This is a genomic window from Nocardioides sp. GY 10127 (assembly GCF_004919085.1).
GTDB lineage: Bacteria > Actinomycetota > Actinomycetes > Propionibacteriales > Nocardioidaceae > Nocardioides.
The window spans coordinates 1-16,319 of record NZ_STGL01000006.1 but is presented as its reverse complement, the minus strand read 5'-3'; the positions used below and the strand labels follow the sequence as shown (position 1 = coordinate 16,319).

18 protein-coding genes and 2 tRNA genes are annotated in these 16,319 nt (G+C 74.1%); 7 read left to right on the top strand and 13 right to left on the bottom strand.

Annotated elements, in window-relative coordinates; translation table 11 throughout:
• Positions 1–33 precede the first annotated feature (33 nt).
• Positions 34–1,332 (top strand): DUF1501 domain-containing protein, encoded by a 1,299-nt coding sequence (locus E8D37_RS10095; RefSeq protein WP_136569672.1) that lies wholly within the window; start codon positions 34–36, stop codon positions 1,330–1,332.
• 19 nt (positions 1,333–1,351) lie between these two features.
• Here the strand turns inward: E8D37_RS10095 and E8D37_RS10090 are convergent, their stop codons facing one another.
• Both E8D37_RS10090 and E8D37_RS10085 read right to left on the bottom strand, forming a co-directional pair.
• Positions 1,352–1,750: a hypothetical protein gene (locus E8D37_RS10090; RefSeq protein ID WP_136569671.1), complete on the bottom strand. Its 399-nt coding sequence runs from the start codon at positions 1,748–1,750 to the stop codon at positions 1,352–1,354.
• Between the two features lie 9 nt (positions 1,751–1,759).
• Positions 1,760–2,530 carry a GntR family transcriptional regulator gene (locus E8D37_RS10085; RefSeq protein ID WP_136569670.1) on the bottom strand — a complete coding sequence of 257 codons (771 nt, stop codon included), beginning with the start codon at positions 2,528–2,530 and terminating at the stop codon, positions 1,760–1,762.
• Positions 2,531–2,983: 453 nt separating this feature from the next.
• Between E8D37_RS10085 and E8D37_RS10080 the strand changes: the two genes are divergently transcribed.
• Complete coding sequence (locus E8D37_RS10080; RefSeq protein ID WP_136569669.1) at positions 2,984–3,697, top strand: nucleoside/nucleotide kinase family protein; 714 nt, start codon at positions 2,984–2,986, stop codon at positions 3,695–3,697.
• Positions 3,698–3,708: 11 nt separating this feature from the next.
• Here E8D37_RS10080 and E8D37_RS10075 read toward each other — a convergent pair whose 3' ends face one another.
• From E8D37_RS10075 to E8D37_RS10045, 7 genes are all read right to left on the bottom strand, one after another.
• Complete coding sequence (locus E8D37_RS10075) at positions 3,709–4,761, bottom strand: biotin/lipoate A/B protein ligase family protein (RefSeq protein WP_136569668.1); 1,053 nt, start codon at positions 4,759–4,761, stop codon at positions 3,709–3,711.
• A gap of 57 nt (positions 4,762–4,818) precedes the next feature.
• On the bottom strand, positions 4,819–5,241 hold the full coding sequence (locus E8D37_RS10070; RefSeq protein WP_136569667.1) for a PPOX class F420-dependent oxidoreductase: 423 nt from the start codon (positions 5,239–5,241) through the stop codon (positions 4,819–4,821).
• A 73-nt stretch (positions 5,242–5,314) separates the two neighbouring features.
• Positions 5,315–5,935, bottom strand: coding sequence for a malonic semialdehyde reductase (locus E8D37_RS10065; RefSeq protein ID WP_136569666.1), 621 nt, complete (start codon positions 5,933–5,935; stop codon positions 5,315–5,317).
• A 29-nt stretch (positions 5,936–5,964) separates the two neighbouring features.
• Positions 5,965–6,603 carry a hypothetical protein gene (locus tag E8D37_RS10060; protein WP_136569665.1) on the bottom strand — a complete coding sequence of 213 codons (639 nt, stop codon included), beginning with the start codon at positions 6,601–6,603 and terminating at the stop codon, positions 5,965–5,967.
• A gap of 108 nt (positions 6,604–6,711) precedes the next feature.
• Positions 6,712–6,784 (bottom strand) — tRNA-Lys (locus E8D37_RS10055).
• Positions 6,785–6,899: 115 nt separating this feature from the next.
• Positions 6,900–8,486 (bottom strand): NAD(P)/FAD-dependent oxidoreductase, encoded by a 1,587-nt coding sequence (locus E8D37_RS10050; RefSeq protein WP_136569664.1) that lies wholly within the window; start codon positions 8,484–8,486, stop codon positions 6,900–6,902.
• Between the two features lie 75 nt (positions 8,487–8,561).
• A complete protein-coding gene (locus E8D37_RS10045; protein ID WP_136569663.1) occupies positions 8,562–9,443 on the bottom strand; it encodes a helix-turn-helix domain-containing GNAT family N-acetyltransferase in 882 nt (293 codons plus the stop codon).
• 161 nt (positions 9,444–9,604) lie between these two features.
• Between E8D37_RS10045 and E8D37_RS10040 the strand changes: the two genes are divergently transcribed.
• Positions 9,605–10,513 (top strand): sigma-70 family RNA polymerase sigma factor, encoded by a 909-nt coding sequence (locus E8D37_RS10040; RefSeq protein WP_136569662.1) that lies wholly within the window; start codon positions 9,605–9,607, stop codon positions 10,511–10,513.
• 192 nt (positions 10,514–10,705) lie between these two features.
• Here E8D37_RS10040 and E8D37_RS10035 read toward each other — a convergent pair whose 3' ends face one another.
• The 3 genes from E8D37_RS10035 to orn all read right to left on the bottom strand — a co-directional run bounded on the left by E8D37_RS10035 (position 10,706) and on the right by orn (position 11,845).
• Complete coding sequence (locus tag E8D37_RS10035) at positions 10,706–10,930, bottom strand: hypothetical protein (protein WP_136569661.1); 225 nt, start codon at positions 10,928–10,930, stop codon at positions 10,706–10,708.
• A gap of 149 nt (positions 10,931–11,079) precedes the next feature.
• A tRNA-His gene (locus E8D37_RS10030) sits at positions 11,080–11,155 on the bottom strand.
• Between the two features lie 66 nt (positions 11,156–11,221).
• Positions 11,222–11,845, bottom strand: a complete 624-nt coding sequence (gene orn, locus E8D37_RS10025) for an oligoribonuclease (RefSeq protein WP_136569660.1) — start codon at positions 11,843–11,845, stop codon at positions 11,222–11,224.
• A gap of 163 nt (positions 11,846–12,008) precedes the next feature.
• On the opposite strand from orn, the gene E8D37_RS10020 reads away from it, so the two are divergent.
• The 3 genes from E8D37_RS10020 to E8D37_RS10010 all read left to right on the top strand — a co-directional run bounded on the left by E8D37_RS10020 (position 12,009) and on the right by E8D37_RS10010 (position 14,486).
• Positions 12,009–12,578, top strand: coding sequence for a MauE/DoxX family redox-associated membrane protein (locus E8D37_RS10020; RefSeq protein ID WP_240770332.1), 570 nt, complete (start codon positions 12,009–12,011; stop codon positions 12,576–12,578).
• 10 nt (positions 12,579–12,588) lie between these two features.
• Complete coding sequence (locus E8D37_RS10015) at positions 12,589–13,326, top strand: thioredoxin domain-containing protein (protein WP_136569659.1); 738 nt, start codon at positions 12,589–12,591, stop codon at positions 13,324–13,326.
• Between the two features lie 122 nt (positions 13,327–13,448).
• Positions 13,449–14,486, top strand: a complete 1,038-nt coding sequence (locus tag E8D37_RS10010; RefSeq protein WP_136569658.1) for an adenosine deaminase — start codon at positions 13,449–13,451, stop codon at positions 14,484–14,486.
• 5 nt (positions 14,487–14,491) lie between these two features.
• Here E8D37_RS10010 and E8D37_RS10005 read toward each other — a convergent pair whose 3' ends face one another.
• Positions 14,492–15,286, bottom strand: coding sequence for a PIG-L family deacetylase (locus E8D37_RS10005; RefSeq protein ID WP_136569657.1), 795 nt, complete (start codon positions 15,284–15,286; stop codon positions 14,492–14,494).
• A 110-nt stretch (positions 15,287–15,396) separates the two neighbouring features.
• Between E8D37_RS10005 and E8D37_RS10000 the strand changes: the two genes are divergently transcribed.
• Positions 15,397–16,137 (top strand): response regulator transcription factor, encoded by a 741-nt coding sequence (locus E8D37_RS10000; RefSeq protein WP_136569656.1) that lies wholly within the window; start codon positions 15,397–15,399, stop codon positions 16,135–16,137.
• The last annotated feature ends 182 nt before the right edge of the window (positions 16,138–16,319 follow it).

The window sequence follows — 16,319 nt, the reverse complement described above, 5'->3', positions numbered from 1 at the left end:
CCCGTCCCGCAGCACTCCCGCCAGGAGCTCCCCGTGCCCCACCACCGTCCCGTCACGCCCACCGAGCAGCAGCCCTGCTGCGCGGAGATGTCCGCCCTCACCAGCGCCCTGACGACCGACCTGAGCCGTCGCGGCGTCCTGCGCGGCGGCCTGCTCGCCGCCGGCGCCACCGCCACCGTCGGCTCGGCCGTCCTCACCGCCTCACCGGCCGCGGCGGCGAGCGCCTCGTCCGTGCTCGTCGTGCTCTCGCTGCGCGGGGCCATGGACGGCCTCTCGGTGGTGGTGCCGCACGGCGACCCCGTCTACTACCGCGCCCGTCCGCGCATCGCCGTGCCGTCCTCGCAGCTGCTCGCCAAGGACGGCTTCTTCGGTCTCCACCCGGGCATGAAGCCGCTGCTGGGCCTGTGGCGCTCGGAGGAGCTCGCCTTCGTGCACGCGGCCGGCCTGCCCGCGCCGAACCGCTCGCACTTCGCCGCGATGGAGGAGCTCGAGGACGCCGCGCCGGGCTCGTCGCTGCGCGAGGGCTGGCTCAACCGCCTGGTCGGGCGCTCCTCCGACGTGAGCAGCAGCGACGGCGTGGCGTTCGGCCCCGGGGCGGCCCCCACATCGCTGGCCGGGCGCGCGCCCACGCTGGCGGCGCAGGCGCTGGACGACGTCTCGATCGCCGGCCCGACCTGGGACGCCTCCAGGGCCCGGCAGCGCGAGCGCGGACTGCGGACGATGTGGAAGGGCGAGAAGGGCGTGCTCGGCCGCGCCATGGACGAGACCTTCACCGCCGTGGAGGAGCTGGCGCCCGCCCGGCGTCAGCGCTCCCGCGCCTCGGCCTACCCGGACGGCGACCTGGGCGCCGCCCTCGCCGACGCCGCCCGGCTGATCCGGGCCGACCTCGGCACCGAGGTGATCACCGTCGACCAGGGCGAGTGGGACATGCACACCCGCCTCGGCACGCTGGAGTGGGGCCGGATGATCCGCAACGTCGACGAGCTCGCCCGCGCGGTCGCCGCGTTCTTCGGCGACCTCGGCTCCCAGCGGAGCAAGGTCACCCTCGTGGCGCTGAGCGAGTTCGGCCGCCGGGTCGAGGAGAACGAGGACCTGGGCCTGGACCACGGCTACGGCAACGTGATGATGGTGGCCGGGGCGGGCGTGCGTGGGGGCCGATACCTGGGACGCTGGCCGGGGCTCTCGCTGGGCGCCGACTCCGACCTGCTGGTGACCACCGACTACCGGCAGGTCCTCGGCGAGGTCGTGCAGAAGCGGTTCTCCGGCACCTCGGTGAGCGAGGTCTTCCCGGGTCTGCGCTACGACCCGGTGGGGGTGCTCAAGGCGGCCTGAGCCGCCAGGCTGCCAGGCGTCAGGACTCGTCGTCCTCGGGCCGCTGGAGGGTCCGACCGGCCCACAGGGCCCAGGCGATGAGGACCGGCTGGAAGAAGAGCCGCAGGAACCGCGCGCGGTCGCTGGTGAGCCCGAACGCGTCGGTCTGCTCGATCCACTGGGCGAGGTTGCCCGGGAAGATCGCGACGTAGAACGCCGCCAGCAGCCCCCCGACGAGGCGCTTGTGGCGCGGCAGGAGCACGAACGCCGAGCCGAGGGCGACCTCGGCGACCCCCGACCCGAGGACCACCCGGTCGTCGTCGACCGGGAACCAGTCGGGCACCTGCGCCTGGAACTCCTCGCGCAGGACGGTGAGGTGGGCGATGCCCACGGCGGCCATGAGCGAGCCCAGTACGATCCGGGCGACGGTACGCAGCATGGCTGGAGGCTACCTGGGTGTGCCGAGCGTCACGTCGAGGGGCGCGACGTCGGTGCGCACCCAGCTCTCCGCGGCGTCGTGCAGCAGCCCGGTGCGGGTCCACGAGACCGCCCGGATGCGCAGCACCGGGGTCTGGGGACCGGCCTCGAGCGCCTCGGCGACCGCACCCCGCGGGCTCATCGCGTGCAGGGAGCGCCGCGTGCCCGCGGCAGCCCAGCCGGCGGCGGCCAGCGCGGCGGTGAGGGAGCCCGCCCCGCGCAGCACCGGCTCCGCCGCAGCCACCGCCGCGTCGACCGGGGGCGGTTGGAGCCGGGTGCTCAGCAGGGCCGGCGTCCCGTCGAGGAGGTGGAGGCGGACGAGCTCGTGGCCGGTGGTCCCGTCGGGGACCTCGAGCAGCCGGGTGGCCCAGGTCGGCAGGGTCACCTGGCCGTGGCTGCGGACCTCGATCTCGACGAGCGGGTTCGTGCTGCCGAGCGCGCCCTCGAGGGTGGTGGCGGGGTCGTCCACCTGCCATCCGGTCGGAGCCTGCTCGCCAGCGCCGTCGTGGACGAAGACGCCGCGGCCGGCGACACGGCGTGCCACGCCCTGCTGCTCGAGGTGGGCGAGGGCCTGCCGGACGGTCGCGCGGGACAGTCCGTACCGGCCGCAGAGCTCTGCCTCGCTGGGCAGCCGCTGCCCGGTCGTGAGGTCGCCGGTCGCGACCTGGCGGCCGAGGGCGTCGGCCAGCTGCCGGTAGTAGGGGACCGGCGACGACCGGTCGATGGTGCGGTCCTCGGCCATGACGGCCTCCTGTCCCCGACGGTGCTCGCGCGTGTCTCGCAGCGTGCCCGGGAGCCTACGAGGGCGTCGTGCGGATGACCAGGGTCGATCCGTCGGGCCGGGCGGGCCGGTCGGGTGCGTCGGCCCGGGCGGTGCGCCGTGACCGGGTCAGGAGGTCGGCGCGGGCCATCCGGACGGACCTGACGGTTCGGTCTGTCCAGGCTGCCCATGCTGTCCGGTTTGTGCGGGCTGCCCGGTCCGCCAGGGTGGCGCGGGCCGTACGGCCATGGCCGACAGGACTCGCAGCCCGGACGCTCCGGACGAGTCGGCCACACCGGACGGGCCCGGCCGGTGTGGCGCCGGCGCGGTGCGAGTCGGGGCCGTCCCAGCGGGGCCAGCCTGCCGCCCCGACGCCACGAGGAGTGGGAGCCACGCCGGGAGGGACCGCCGTGGGTCGCCGGGCAGGATGGGCGCATGACGACGACGTCCTCGCCCGTGCCGCCCGCCCAGCCGGACCCCCTGACCTTCGAGGCGCTCCTGGACCGGGCGCGGGGCCTGGTGGCCGCCCCCGGCCGGCACGTCCTCGGCGTGGCCGGGACGCCGGGCGCGGGGAAGTCGACGCTCGCGGTGCAGCTGGTCCGCGCGCTCGCCGCCGGCCCGGTACCGGCGGGGTGCGAGGAGGGGTGGGTGGCCCACGTCCCGATGGACGGCTACCACCTCGCGGACGTCGAGCTCGAGCGGCTGGGGCGCCGCGGGGCCAAGGGTGCGCCGGACACCTTCGACGCGCACGGCTTCGCCGCGCTGCTGGAGCGGGTGCGGGCGCCCCGCGAGGGCGAGGTCGTCTACGCGCCCATGTTCGAGCGCGACCTGGAGCAGCCGATCGCGGGGGCGATGCCCGTGCTGCCCGCCTGCCGCCTGGCGGTGACGGAGGGGAACTACCTGCTGCTCGACGGCCCGGGGTGGGAGCGGGCGCGCGCGGCCATGGACGAGGTCTGGTTCTGCGAGGTGCCGGAGGCGGAGCGCGCCGCGCGGCTGCTCGAGCGGCACGTCCGGTTCGGGAAGACCCGCGAGGAGGCGCTCGCGTGGATCGCTGCGGTGGACGACCCGAACGCCGCGCTGATCCTCGCGACGGCCGGCCGGGCCGACCTCACGGTCCCGGTCGCCGTGGTGCCCCCGCTCGACGACTGAGCCTTCGCCGGTCAGGGCACGCGGTGGAGCCACTCCTCGCCGGTGTACTTCTCCTCCGCCAGCGTGGCGGCGTCAGCGAGGGTGGCGGCGTCGACGACGTCGCGGCCCAGCCCGTAGGACTGCTCGAAGTGGGCGAGCATGGCCGCCACGACGTCCTCGCGGGAGAGGCCGGTCTGGCTGCGGATCGGGTCGACCCGCTTGCCCGAGCTGGTGTGGCCTTTGTCGGAGAGCTTCTCCCGGCCGATGCGGAGGATGTCGAGCATCTTGTCGGCGTCCATGTCGTAGCTCATCGTCACGTGGTGCAGGACGGCGCCCTGCACCCGCTTCTGCGCGGCGCCGCCGATCTTCCCGGCGGGGGACACGATGTCGTTGACCGGGACGTAGGAGGCCTCCACCCCCAGCCCCCGCAGGGCCCGGACGACCCACGCGTCCAGGAAGGCGTAGGAGTCGAGGAAGGTGAGGCCGGCGACGAGGGTCTCGGGCACGTAGAGCGAGTAGGTGATCGTGTTGCCGGGCTCGACGAACATCGCGCCGCCGCCGGAGATGCGGCGCACGACGGTGGCGTCGTGGCGGGCGGCGGCCTCGAGGTCGACCTCGTTGGAGACGGACTGGAACGAGCCGATGATGACGGCGTTGGACGCCCACTCCCACACGCGCAGGCTCGGCCCGCGCTGCCCGGACGCGACCTGGCGCAGCAGCACCTCGTCGAGCGCCATCTGGGCGGGCGGGTGCAGGGGGCCGGCGTCCAGCAGCGTGAACGCGTGGTCGTGCCAGGCCGTGCTGCGACCGAGCGCCCGGAGCACCGCCATGGCGAGGCTACGTGCGTCGAAGCCGACGAGGACCGCGTCGCCGGCGGCCTCCGCGACCGCCTGCTCGAGGACGGCGAGGGGAGCGTCGACCTGCTGTCCGACCAGCGCGTCGGACATGTCACCGAGCGCCTCGTCGGGCTCGAGGAAGAAGTCACCGGAGACGACGACCCGGGTGAGGGTCTCCCCGTCGGTCTCGAGGTCGACGACGACCAGCTTGCCCTGGGGGACCTTGAACTCTCCGTGGTGCGTGCTCACGGCTGGCTGCAACCGCGACGTCCGCGCGGCTGTTCCCCGCCCGGCGAGCGGCCGTCCTCAGCGCAGCATGCCGTAGGCGTGCGTGGGGGAGAGGTGGACGACGAGGCGCCGGTCGGTGACGAGCGCGGCCCGGTACGCGTCCCAGTCCTCGTGCTCGCCGGCGATCGCGCGGTACAGCGCCACGGACTCCTCGGCCGCCGCGTCGTCCGGCTCGGCGACGACCTCCGACAGGCTCACGTCGCCCTCCAGCACGGCGTAGGACCAGAACGACCCCGCGGCCACGTGCAGCGCGGCCCACGGGGTGCGTCGGAGGTTGGCGTACTTGGCGCGGTCGGCGGTGATGGAGACCCTGACCAGGCCGTCCTCGCCCACCGCGTGCATGACGTTGGACAGCTGCGGGCGGCCGTTGCTGCCGCGCACGGTGACGAGGACGGACTGGTGGGTGCCGCGGGCCGCGGTGAGCGCCTGGGTGAGGTCCATCCGCCCAGTCTGCGCCCTCGCGGCCGGTGACCAGGGCCCGGATGCTCAGTGCCCGATGTTCAGTGCCCGGTGATCAGGCCCAGTCGAGGACGGTGGACTCGTCGAGGCGCGGCAGCCGCGGGAACCACGCGTCGGCGCCGGGGTGGCCGATGTTGAGCAGCAGGTGGCTGCGCCACCCGGACCCGCCGAAGAACTCGGCGTCCACTCCCGCCTTGTCGAAGCCGGCCATCGGGCCGGCGGCCAGGCCCGCGGCCCGGACGGCGAGGAGCAGGACGCCGGTCTGGAGGGCGGCGTTGTAGGTGGCGTTCTGCGCGCGGGCGTCGGCGTCGGCGGCGAACCGGTCGCGCATCATCTCGGCGCGGGCCGGGAACGTGGTGGCGAAGTGCTCGTGGAAGTCCGGGTCGAACGCGAGGACGGCGGTGACCGGCGCGGCGGAGACCTTGGCCTTGTTGCCGTCGGCGACGTGGGCGAGCAGGCGCTCGCGACCCTCGTCGGTGCGGACGAAGAGGACGCGCAGGGGCTGGCCGTTCGAGGCGCTGGGGGACCAGCGGGCGAGGTCCCAGATCTCCCGCAGCTCGGCGTCGGTGACCGGCTGGTCGGTGAAGGTGCTCGCGGTCCGGGCCTCGGTGAAGAGGGCCTCGCGGCCGGCCTGCTCCAGCAGGGGCAGGGTGCCGATCTCGGCGGTCGTGCTCATCGTCGTTCTCCTCGTCAGTAGATGACGATTCAACGAGCCGAATCACCTCGCGATTCCACCGACCAGGGGTGACGCGGCTCACGGGGCTCGCGGGGCTCCCGCTGTCGGACGGCCCGCCGGGCCGCCTCCTCCCGTGCCACGTCCCGGGCCTCGGCGACCCGCAGCGGCTCGACGAGGTGCAGCACGAGCTGCCGGGCACGGCGTCTCAGGCGGGGGCCGGGGCGGGCGTGCCGGTGCGCCTGCTGGGCGAGCAGCACCCCCGCGACCAGACCCACGAGGCCCACCAGGAAGCGCAGCAACGACACCCCCGGGTTCGCGTACGCGGAGGCCAGGCACACCGCGACGCCACCGGCGAGGAGGAACCAGGTGAGCCGGTTCGTCACGTCCCCGCGTCGCAGCCACTGCCAGCAGCCGGCGGCGGCCAGCGTGGCGAGCCCGGTCCAGAGCAGGGCCGCCTCGTCCAGCCGCTGGCGCTCCACGGCGACCGAGAGCCAGAGCGCCACGACCGGCGCCAGGAACCACAGGTCGGGCCAGGCGTCCGCGGCGTGCTCGACGCCCGGACGCTCTGGGCCGTGTCGCTCGGGGCTGTGTCGCTCGGGGCTGTGTCGCTCGGGGCCGGGCCGCTCGGGGCCGGGCCGAGGCGCCGGGGGTGGCAGCTGAGCAGTCACGCTGCACCCTGGCACGCCCCTGAGGTGGGCGCGCATCCCGCAGATGGGGGAGAAGTGCCGCAGAATGCACGAAGGGCCGGGACTGCCGTCCCGGCCCTTCGCCTGCTGTACGCCATCACGGACTCGAACCGCGAACCCGCTGATTAAGAGTCAGCTGCTCTGCCAATTGAGCTAATGGCGCCCGCTGCGGTCTGGGACTCGCGCCCCGCGCTGCAACGAGAAGAACATTACCAGCGGATGAGCGGACCGCGAAAATCGCGAGCGCCCGGCCGGACCTCTCTCGTTGTCGTCGCAGGTCAGAGCGTTGCCAGGACGGCCTGCGCCGCGTTGTGGCCGCCCAGGCCGGAGACCGCGCCGCCGCGCCGCGCGCCCGAGCCGCAGAGCAGCACCCGGTCCCACGAGGTCTGCACGCCCCACTGCTGGGCGGGGGTCTCCAGGCGGGCGCGGCCCGACGCCCAGGGCCAGTCGAGGTCCCCGTGGAAGATGTGGCCGCCGGGCATGGCGAGGTCGGCCTCGATGTCCTGCGGGATCTTGGCCTCCAGGCAGGGGCGGCCGTGGGCGTCCGTCGCCACGCAGGACATGAGGGGCTCCTCGAGGTGCTCGTCGAGGGCGGCGATCGCCCGCCGCACGGCCTCGGCCTTCACCTGCTCCCGCGTCGACGGGTCGGCGAAGAGGGCCGCCGGCGTGTGCAGGCCGAAGTAGGTGAGCGTGTGCCACCCGTGCGGGGCCGCGCCGAGGATGGAGGGGTCGGTGAGCGAGTGGCAGTAGACCTCGCCGGGCAGGACGTCGGGCAGCACGCCCGAGGCCGCCTGCCGGTACGCGGTCTCCAGCTGGCTGAGGTCCTCCGCGACGTGGAGCGTCCCGGCGAACGCCTCGGTCGGGTCCACGCCCGAGCGCAGCCGGGGGAGCCGCTCGAGCAGGAAGTTGATCTTGAGCTGCGAGCCGGCCGGCTTGGTCGTGTCGTCCTGCTCGCCGCCCAGCAGCAGGCCGAGCACCCACGGGGCGACCCCGGAGAGCACGTGGCCCGCCGTCACGGAGTGCCGGCCGCCCGCGTCGTCCCACGTGACCTCGGCGCCGTCCGCGTCGGCCCGCACGGCGCACACCCCCGCCCCGGTGAGCAGCTCGGCGCCGGCCGCCGTGGCGGTCCGGGCGAGGGAGTCCGTGACCGCGCCCATCCCGCCCACCGGCACCCGCCACTCGCCCGTGCCGTTGCCCACCAGGTGGTAGAGGAAGCAGCGGTTCTGCACCAGCGAGGGGTCGTGCAGGGAGGCGAAGGTGCCGATGAGGGCGTCAGTGGCGACCACGCCGCGCACGGTGTCGTCGCTGAAGCGTCGCTCGACGGCCTCGCCGAGCGGTCGGCGGACCAGGTCCGTCCACACCTGCTCGTCCGCGAGCGCGCGGGCCTCGGCCTCCGTCGGCAGCGGCTGCAGGAACGTCGGCGCCAGCCGGGCGGCGAAGCGCTCGACGTCCGAGTAGAAGGCGTGCCACGCCCGGTACTCCGCCTCGGTGCCGGTCAGGTCCGCGAAGGACGTCTCGGTGCGGTGGTCCTCCGGGCGGTGGACGTGCAGGCCACCGGCCCAGCCGTCGCGCAGCGTGGGCGTGAACGAGGCCGTGCGCCGGGAGCGGAGCGAGACGTCGAGGTCGAGCTCGGCCATGAGCTCGCGCGGCATGAGCGAGACGAGGTAGGAGTAGCGCGAGAGGCGGACGTCGTGCCCGGGGAACGCCGCGGCGGAGACGGCCGCGCCGCCGACGTGGTCGAGCCGCTCCAGCACCAGCACGCTGAGGCCGCGGCGGGCGAGCAGTGCTGCGGAGACGAGGCCGTTGTGCCCGCCGCCGACCACCACGACGTCGTAGTGGGGGCGGGCCGCGCGGGAGGTGCTCACAGGCTCAACCTAGCGGCGCCCAGGCGGAGGTCGGCCTCGTCGAGGTCGGCCGGGCAGCGGTCGGCCCTGTGGTGGTCAGTGCGGCAGGTCCTTGGCGTACCAGGCGTCCGCGTGCGGGTTGTCGTTGTAGCGAGGGACGTCGCGGTACCCGCTGCGCTCGTAGAGGGCGACCGCCTCGGCCAGCACCCGGTTGGTGTCGAGGACGACGCGGTCGTGGCCGAGGCCGGCGGCGAGCTCCTCGAGCGCCTCGAGCATCCGTCCGCCGAGCCCGGCGCCCCGCCACGTCGGGTCGACCCACATCCGCTTGACCTCGGCGGCCGTCGAGCCGTCCGGCATCGTCACCGCGCGCACCCCGCCCACGCCCACGACGTCCCCGTCGCTGGTCGCCAGGAGGTAGTGCCCGCCCGGGTCGACCAGCGCGCCGGGGTGGGCGAAGCCGTCGGTGAAGCGCGCCTCGATCTCGGCCACGTAGCGCCCGACCGCCGCGAGCACGTCCGGGTCGTCGTGGGGTCGCTCCTCGAGCTCGAGGGTGGCCGCGCGGACCAGCAGCTCCGCGGTGCGCAGGGCGTCGGCGAGCCGCTCCTGCCGGTGCGGGGAGAGGGCCGCCACCAGCCCGCCGGCGAGGGCGTCCGAGCGCTGGTCGATCTCGGCCAGCTCGGCGCGGCCGGCCTCGGTGAGTCGCGCGAGCCGTCGGCGCTGGTCGTCGGGGTCGGGGACCGTCGTCACGAGACCGTCCCTCTCGAGCCGGCGCAGGAGCCTCGAGAGGTACCCGGAGTCCAGCCCGAGGCGGTGCCGCAGCGTGAGCACGGTCGCGCCGTCGTCGTCCCGGCCGATCTCGAGGAGCAGGCGCGAGGCCGCCAGTGGCCGGCCGAGGCCGAGGAAGGAGTGCTCGAGGACGCCGGTGCGGCGGCTCCAGGCGAGGTTGAAGCGGCGGAGGGTGGCGACGGCGTCCTGCATTTGTCTGACTCTAGTCAGATAAATGGCCACCGGCCAGTCCGCCCGGTCGGTGGCGCCCGAGGGTGAAGGTTGAGGAACCAAAGGGGTGAAGGAGGTGTAGAAGGTTTGTCGATGGTCAATAAGGCAGGTGTCACGACCGTCCCCTCGATCCAGGAGCTCCCGTGAGCCTCACCCTCTCCACCGGCCCGGACGCCGTCCGTCCGGCTGTGCCGCGCCCGGCCGAGCAGGCCACCCGCGCTGTCGCTGCCCGCTCGCAGTCCGGGGCGACGGCCCTCGCCGACGTCATCGACCTCGACGCCACCCGGGTCCGTCGGCTCACCGACGCCCAGCGCTCGCACTTCACCCAGCACCTGCTCGAGCAGGCCGCGGCGGCGGGCGGCGAGGAGGAGCGGCGGGCGCTGCTCGACCGCGTGGTCGAGCTGAACATGCGGGTGGCCGAGGCGCTGGCGCGGCGCTACGACCGCAAGGGCATGGCGATCGAGGACCTCACGCAGGTGGCCTACCTGGCCCTCGTGCGCGCCGTGCGCTCCTTCGACCCCGGCCAGGGTCGTGACCTGCTCGCCTACGCCGTGCCGTCGATCACGGGCGAGATCCGCCGGCACTTCCGCGACCACGGCTGGACCATCCGGCCGCCCCGCGACGTCCAGCGTGCGCACTCCCGCCTCCTGCGCGCCCAGATCTCCTTCGACCGGCTCGACCAGGCCGGGGTGGAGGGCCTGGCGGCCGAGGTCGAGGAGTCCGTCGACACCGTGCGGGAGGCGCTGGCTGCGCGCTCGTTCTACTCGCTGCTCTCGCTCGACGCCCCCGCCCCGGGCGCCGAGGACGCCGGCCCGCGCGACGTGGCGCCCGACGGCGATCGCGACGCGGAGCAGTGCGAGGCCCGGATGCTGCTGCGTCCGCTCCTGGCCCAGCTGGCGCCCCGCGAGCGCGAGGTGCTCGCGCTGCGCTTCGTCCACGAGCGCAGCCAGCGCGAGATCGCCGAGGAGCTGGGGATGAGCCAGGTCCAGGTCTCGCGCCTCCTCCAGAAGCTGCTGGTCCAGCTGCGCCAGGCGCTGGGCGACGTCGCCTGACGCGTCCGGCTCCCCGGGTCGTCCACGACGAAGGACCCCCGGTACCTGCTCGAGGGGAGCGGGTGCCGGGGGTCCTTCGCGTCGGGGGCTCGGGTGGTGCGGGGTGAGGTTGGGGTGGACGGGAGGTGGCCTCGTCGCGCTTGGGGGTCGGGCGAGGCGGGGTGCTGCGGGGTGCTGCGGGGTGCTGCTGGCTCAGGCGACGCGACCGAGGCCGCGGGACGTCGCGGAGAGGGTCACGGCCCAGGCGAGCGTCGCGTTGCGGCGCTCCTGCTCGACCGCCGAGCGGCGGAGGTTCTCCGCCAGGAGGTCGACGACGACGCCACGGGTGCGGGCCGCGGAGCGGGCGCGGGCGGAGGTGGACGGGGTCCGGCGGGCGGGGGTGCCGGCGCCTGAGGAGATCTCGTAAACGTTTGCCATGGACAGAGACTGTGAGCCTCGTCCGACTGGTCGGAGTCTGGAAATCCGCAGGATTTCGACAAGCCGTCAGGACCACGGCGGGGGTGCCGACTCGGCGGGCCCCAAGAAGCGAGCAGGGCCCCGGCCTGCCGGCCGGGGCCCTGCTTCGATGGGGTGAGCGACGGGACTCGAACCCGCGACCCTCGCGACCACAACGCGATGCTCTACCAGCTGAGCTACGCCCACCATCGGGCCCGGTCACCGGGCCGCGGACGAGTCTAGGGGAGGGGGTCCGGGAGCGCCGAATCGGCGTCAGTGATGGTGCCCCTGGAGGCCCGTGAGGGAGCCTCCGTGGCGCGCGGCAGCGGCCTTGGCGGTCTCGCTGTCGGGCCCGGGCTGCGGGACGAAGACCGTCTCGCGGTAGTAGCGCAGCTCCTCGATCGACTCCTGGATGTCGGCCAGGGCGCGGTGGTTGCCGCGCTTGTCCGGCGCCGAGAAGTAGGCGCGGGGGTACCAGCGGCGCGAGAGCTCCTTGATGGAGGAGACGTCGACGATCCGGTAGTGCAGGAACGCGTCGAGCTCGTGCATGTCCCGGGAGAGGAAGGCGTGGTCGGTGGCCACCGTGTTGCCGGCCAGCGGCGGGCGGGAGCCGTCGGGGCACTGGGCGCGCACGTACTCCATCACCTGGCGCTCGGCCTCCTCGAGCGTCACGCCTGAGTCGAGCTCGGCGAGCAGGCCCGACTTCTCGTGCATCTCGCGGACGAACGGCACCATCTGCTCCAGCGCCTCGGCCGGGGGCTTGATGATGATGTCGACGCCCTCCCCGAGGACGTTGAGCTCGAAGTCGGTGACGAGGGCGGCGACCTCGATGAGGGCGTCGGCCCTCAGGTCGAGGCCGGTCATCTCGCAGTCGATCCACACGAGTCGGTCGCTCATGACCAGGAACCCTACCCATCCGTCCTGTGTGCACGCCTGCCCGCCCACAGGCGCGGACATCTGTCGTGCTGGGTGGCGCCGAGGGTCAGCGCCTGCCGGGACCTAGGTCATCGGCACGGCTCGCGGCCCGCTGCGGACGCCCGCGGTTGCCTACGGTGGTCGGGTGACCGTGCTGCACAGCCCCGCCCCCGGCCATGACGAGCGCTCGCGGCGCGGGGCGAGGGCCCTGCTGGGACGCCTGGACGGACCGGCCCCCTGGATCGGGCTCGGTGCCCGGCTCGTCGTCGGTGGCGTGTGGGTGGTGGCGGCGCTGCTGAAGCTGCCGGACCCGCAGGGCAGCGTCCAGGCGGTGCGGAACTACCAGGTGCTGCCGGAGTCCGTCGTGCCGATGCTCGGGCACCTGCTGCCGGCTGTCGAGCTGGCCCTCGGCCTGCTCCTGCTGCTCGGGCTGCTGACCCGGCAGGCGGCGGTCGTCTCGGCCGTCCTGCTGGCGGTGTTCGTGGTCGCGATCGCCCAGGTCTGGGCGCGGGGGATCAACACCAACTGCGGCTGCTTCGGCGGCGAGGGGCCGGTGGCCCACCCGCAGCTGGCCTACTTCACGGAGATCCTGCGCGACCTCGGTCTCCTGGCGTTGTCGGTGTGGCTGGTGGTACGTCCGCGCACCCGCCTTGCGCTCGACCCCGTACTCTTCCCTGCGACCGCCGTGGTCCCCGACGAGTCCGAGGAAGGCTGAGCCCTCAACGATGGCGAAGAAGCAGAACACCAGCAACGAGCGAGCCGCCCGGGCGGCCGCCGCGCTCGCTGCGCAGCAGAAGGCCGAGAAGCGCCGCAACCTCATCACGGTCGTCTCCGTGGTGGCCGTGCTGGTGCTCGTCATCGGTGGCGTGTACGTCTACCTGACGAACCTTGACGACCCCGCCGACGTGGCCGCCGCCGGCGCGGGCGAGGGCACGTACGGCGTCACCATCGGTGACGACGACGCCCCGCACTCCCTCGTCATCTACGAGGACTTCCTCTGCCCCTACTGCGGCGAGTTCGAGTCGGCGACCCGCACGAAGCTGGAGAAGGCCGCGAACGCGGGCAACGTCCAGATCGAGTACCGCCCGTTCAACCTGCTCTCCAGCATCTCGGACTACTCCGAGCGGTCCGCCAGCGCCTTCTTCGTCGTCCTCGACAAGGAGGGCCCGACGGTGGCGAAGAAGTTCCACGACATCCTCTACGAGAACCAGCCCTCGGAGGACTCCGAGACCTTCCCCGACAACCAGCAGCTGCTCGACTGGGCGGTCGAGGCCGGCGCCGACGAGGACACCGTGAGCGACGGCATCCTCAACGAGTCCAAGAAGGCCTTCGTCGCGAAGGCCACCACCGCCGCGACCGACGCCGGCGTCCAGGGCACCCCGACCGTCATCCTCGACGGCGAGCAGGTCAGCGGCAGCTCGGTGGACGACATCGCGCAGACCGTCATCGACACCGTGAGCTGACGCCACCGCGTCGCCCGGCTCGACAGAGCGCGCCGACGGCCCGCCACCCCGCCCGGGGTGGCGGGCCGTCGCCGTTCGCGGGTGCTGATCGGTGCTGGTCGGCGCAGGTGAGAGCATGCGCCATGAGCACCACCGCACCGCACCCGCTGGCCTCGTTCGTCGCCGGTCTGCCGAAGGCCGAGCTGCACGTCCACCACGTCGGCTCCGCCAGCCCGGAGATCGTCGCCGGCCTCGCGGCCCGACACCCCGGCACGGTGCCCACCGACCTCGACGAGCTGCGCCGGTTCTTCGAGTTCCGCGACTTCGCGCACTTCATCGACGTCTACCTCGCCGTCGTCGCGCTCGTCCGGACCCCCGAGGACGTCCGCTTCCTCACCTACGAGGTGGCGCGCGGGCTCGCCGCCCAGCAGGTGCGCTACGCCGAGCTCACGTGCACGCCCTACACCTCGGTGCTGCCGTACCGGCCCGGCGAGGGCATGTCGGCGCAGGCCTACACCGAGGCCATCGAGGACGCCCGGGTGGCGGCCGAGCGGGACCTCGGGGTCGTGCTGCGGTGGATCTACGACGTGCCCGGTGAGGCCGGCGTACGTGCCGCCGACGCCACGCTGGCGATCGCCATGGACCACCGCACCGAGGCGCTCGTCGGCTTCGGGCTGGGCGGCCCCGAGATCGGGGTGCCACGGCCCCAGTTCGCCCGGCACTTCGCCCAGGCCCGTTCCGAGGGGCTGCGCAGCGTCCCGCACGCCGGTGAGACCACCGGCCCCGAGACCATCTGGCACGCGCTGCGGGACCTGGGGGCCGAGCGCATCGGGCACGGCACCTCGGCCGCCCAGGACCCGGCACTGCTCGAGCACCTCGCCCTGACCGGCGTCCCGCTCGAGGTGTGCCCCTCCAGCAACGTGGCGACCCGCGCTGTCCCCGACCTCGCCTCGCACCCGCTGCGACAGTTCGTGGAGGCGGGGGTGCGGGTGACGATCAACTCCGACGACCCGCCGATGTTCAACACCACGCTCAACCAGGAGTACCTGGTGGCGGCCGACCTGCTCGGCCTGGACCGCGAGGGCCTGCGCGAGCTGGCGCGGGAGGGCGTGCGGGCGTCCTTCGCGCCGGACGACGTGCGGGCCCGCGTGCTGGCGGAGATCGACGCGTACGAGGGCTGAGCGCCTCAGCTGGCGCCGGCGGGCTCCAGCCGGGGGTCGGCGCTGTCGTCCGACTCGGACTGCGGCGCGACGAGCACGTGCTCCACGCACGCCTCGAAGAGGGCGAGGCTGGCCGGGCCGACGCTCGCCTCGGCGTCGCCGTCGCCCAGGTCACGGGGCCGCACCTGCGAGGCGTGGCAGCGGATCGCCTCGCGCTTGGCCTCCACGACGTCCGCGTCGAGCGCCAGCACCGACATGCGCTCCCAGGGGGCGTCGGCGGGCTCCACGTGGCGCCACATGAGCAGCGGGTACTCGACGAGGCGCGCACCGGTGGCCTCCGCGACCTCGGCGGCGGCCCGGCCGGCGGCCTCGTGGTCGGGGTGACCGTCCTCGCGCCAGGGCGCCACGAGGAGGGTGCGCGAGCCGTCCCCGACGATCTCGGTGAGGGCCGTGACCACCTCGCGCTCCACGGTGGTGACGCCGGTGTCGGGCGCCCCGAGGAAGACGACGGGGGCACCGGGGGCCAGGTGCTCCACGGCGCGGTCCAGCTCGCCCAGCCGCAGCGTGGCCAGCGAGTGCCGGCTCATGTCCTGGCGGGGCGGGTGCGAGGACTCCCCGGCGGTGAGCAGCACGACGTAGACGGAGAGGCCGGCCCGGTGCGCGGTGGCGATGAGCCCACCGACCCCCAGGCTCTCGTCGTCGGGGTGGGCCGAGACGACCACGAGCCGGTCGCAGGCGCGTCCGGCGTTCTCGAGCTCCAGGGCAGGTCCGCGGCCCCAGGAGGGGTGCTGCTGCCAGGTCTGCTGCCAGGTGTGGTGCATGGGGGGATCGTCCCTTCACTTGGCGACCCACCCGGCTGATGGGTGGGTCGCGACGGTACGACGCACCTCATCGTGAGGCATCCTCCGCGCGGGTGAAATAGGCTGGGGCTATGGATTCCCCCAGTGCTCCCCGTCCCGTGCCCGACGTGCGCGGCGACGCCCCGGTGGGCATCTCGCTGGTCAACGACTACCAGGTGGTCCTCGCCGGCCTCTCCGCCCTGCTGGAGCCCTTCGGTGACCGGGTGGTGGTGCGCGAACGCGCGGCCGGTGTGGGCTCGGCGGAGCCGGTGGACGTCGTCCTCTTCGACACCTTCGCCCAGACCCCCGGCACCGGCTTCGGCCTGGAGGACGTGCTGGCCTCGGGGGAGAGGGTGCTGGTCTACTCCTGGCACGACGAGGCCCCCGCGGCCGACGACGCGCTCGCGCGCGGGGCCCACGGTTTCGTGAGCAAGCGGGCGACGGTGGAGGACCTCGTCGCCGCGATCGAGAAGGTCGCCGCCGGGGACCCGGTGCGGCTGCTCGGCCCGGACGTCGAGCCGGAGACGACCGACGAGCCGGCGACGGGCGAGGACGGGACGACTCCGCACGACGCCGACGAGGCCAGCGCCGGCCAGCCCACGTGGCCGGCCCAGGAGCACGGTCTCTCGGCCCGCGAGGCCGAGGTCGTGGCCCTCATCTGCCGCGGACTGTCCAACACCGAGATCGCGCGCTCCTGCTGGCTGTCGGTGAACTCCGTGAAGACCTACGTGCGGACCGCCTACCGCAAGATGGGCGTCCACTCCCGGTCGCAGGCGGTGCTGTGGGGCCTGGCCCACGGGCTCGGCGTCGAGCAGGAGCGCGAGGCGGAGTGAGCGTGCCCGCGGGCTGGTGAGTGGCGGTGGCTGAGCAACGGTTCTGCGGGCGAAGAAGGTTGCTGGCGCACCGCCCACCCCGGGGCCGGCTGAGGAGCGGTGGCTGAGCAACTGGTTGGCGGGGGTGGATTCAACCCGCGTCTGCAACACCATGTTTTGGTGGGTGGGACAGTAGCCGGTCG